Source organism: Pseudomonas capsici (assembly GCF_017165765.1).
In the GTDB taxonomy this organism is placed as follows: Bacteria; Pseudomonadota; Gammaproteobacteria; order Pseudomonadales; family Pseudomonadaceae; genus Aquipseudomonas; species Aquipseudomonas capsici.
This window is the reverse complement of the sequence record NZ_JAFGZD010000050.1, coordinates 1-1,314: the sequence shown is the minus strand read 5'-3', so window position 1 is coordinate 1,314 and position 1,314 is coordinate 1. Positions and strand designations below refer to the sequence as shown.

General features: G+C 50.2%; 2 tRNA genes and 2 rRNA genes. All 4 read right to left on the bottom strand.

Going from position 1 to position 1,314, the window contains the following annotated elements:
- Nucleotides 1-619 (bottom strand): 23S ribosomal RNA (locus tag JSY17_RS25465); the annotation flags it as partial.
- A gap of 247 nt (nucleotides 620-866) precedes the next feature.
- A tRNA-Ala gene (locus JSY17_RS25460) sits at nucleotides 867-942 on the bottom strand.
- Between the two features lie 7 nt (nucleotides 943-949).
- Nucleotides 950-1,026, bottom strand: a tRNA-Ile gene (locus JSY17_RS25455).
- A gap of 124 nt (nucleotides 1,027-1,150) precedes the next feature.
- Nucleotides 1,151-1,314, bottom strand: a 16S ribosomal RNA gene (locus JSY17_RS25450); the annotation flags it as partial.

The following is a 1,314-nucleotide window of genomic DNA, read 5'->3' as shown; positions in this document are numbered from 1 at the left end:
CTACGCCTCCCCTATTCGGTTAAGCTTGCCACTGAATATAAGTCGCTGACCCATTATACAAAAGGTACGCAGTCACCTAACAAAGTAGGCTCCCACTGCTTGTACGCATACGGTTTCAGGATCTATTTCACTCCCCTCTCCGGGGTTCTTTTCGCCTTTCCCTCACGGTACTGGTTCACTATCGGTCAGTCAGTAGTATTTAGCCTTGGAGGATGGTCCCCCCATGTTCAGACAAGGTTTCTCGTGCCCCGTCCTACTCGATTTCATTGACAAGAGATTTTCGCGTACAGGGCTATCACCCACTATGGCCGCACTTTCCAGAGCGTTCCGCTAATCTCGAATCAACTTAAGGGCTGGTCCCCGTTCGCTCGCCACTACTAAGGGAATCTCGGTTGATTTCTTTTCCTCAGGGTACTTAGATGTTTCAGTTCCCCTGGTTCGCCTCTTGCACCTATGTATTCAGTGCAAGATAACTGTCTTATGACAGCTGGGTTCCCCCATTCAGACATCTCCGGATCACAGTCTGTTTGCCGACTCCCCGAAGCTTTTCGCAGGCTACCACGTCTTTCATCGCCTCTGACTGCCAAGGCATCCACCGTATGCGCTTCTTCACTTGACCATATAACCCCAAGCAATCTGGTTATACTGTGAAGACGACATTCGCCGAAAATTTGCAATTCACTCACAAATTTTACCTTAGCCTGTGACTCCACCAGTGAAAGTGGTTCACAGTCTAACTTTCTATTACATACCCAAATTTTTAAAGAACGATTCTGACAAAGATCAGAAATCAACACTCAACCATGGAACCCATGGAGTGCTCATTTCTAAGCTTTAACAACAAAGCAGTCACTGCAAACAGCAAATGGTGGAGCCAAGCGGGATCGAACCGCTGACCTCCTGCGTGCAAGGCAGGCGCTCTCCCAGCTGAGCTATGGCCCCAGGGAACTGGTAGGTCTGGGCAGATTTGAACTGCCGACCTCACCCTTATCAGGGGTGCGCTCTAACCAACTGAGCTACAGACCTAAATCTTGATGCGTACCGCGATCAAGCTTGAAGCGTGTAGCTTAAGCTTGGAGCTACTTCTATCGTCTTCTTCAAGGAATCAAGCAATTCGTGTGGGAGCTTATGGCAAAGCCGAGTCGTCGATTAAGGAGGTGATCCAGCCGCAGGTTCCCCTACGGCTACCTTGTTACGACTTCACCCCAGTCATGAATCACACCGTGGTAACCGTCCCCCCGAAGGTTAGACTAGCTACTTCTGGTGCAACCCACTCCCATGGTGTGACGGGCGGTGTGTACAAGGCCCGGGAAC